Annotated in this window: 1 protein-coding gene; it reads right to left on the reverse strand. The window is 44.6% G+C overall.

The genetic code is table 11. The features are described from left to right. Window positions 1-166: 166 nt before the first annotated feature. Window positions 167-610 (reverse strand): hypothetical protein, encoded by a 444-nt coding sequence (locus ACYVG7_RS10000; RefSeq protein ID WP_460882985.1) that lies wholly within the window; start codon window positions 608-610, stop codon window positions 167-169. Window positions 611-707: the final 97 nt, after the last annotated feature.

Genomic DNA, 707 nt, shown 5'->3' on the forward strand with positions numbered 1-707 from the left:
ACCAGCAGAATGCAATATTGCCTGCTATCGCAACCGCTCTTGTCACTACAACTCAATTACTTGGATAACCGCACAACATTTTAGTTATGGGGCGCGCGTGCTTTTTGCGCGTCCCAGTGAGCGAAGCGAACGACTTAAACTATTTGCATTAGAGCGCATTTTGTAATTATTCCTTACGTTCACTTGCCTTGGAACCAAAATAAAAGCCAAGAACCATTGTTAGTGCATTTGAAAGCACGTCAGGAATCTTGATTTCACCTTTCCCCGTGAGAGTTAAATAACAAATGGTTGCCGTTATTGCGACAGCTATCGCGCCAGACATGCCGCCTATATTTAAAATACGTTCCATGAAGCTGGACTGTCGGGAGTTGATGCTAACAGCGTGTGCCAATTGAATAGTGTTTCTATAAATCTGTACCGGTCCGTCTTCGTCCGGCACAAAAGCATAGTTTTCCCACGCAATTCCTTGAGAATCCTTGAAGCCAATCATGTAAAGAGTGCCATGAAGGTAACGCGGAATAACTGACCCGACGAAAAATTCCATATGGTCAGGGTTTCGCGCTTTTACCGCTTCAAGAGCGCGTTCTTCGGGGTTCAATTTTTCTGCCATGTAACAATCTCCTACCTGATTACCACCATGATTCAGCCCTTCAGAACTACACTTAAAGGGTTCTGTTCTGGAGGGTTAAATCATGGCCAGAAACAAG

The organism is Pseudaeromonas pectinilytica (genome assembly GCF_054780855.1).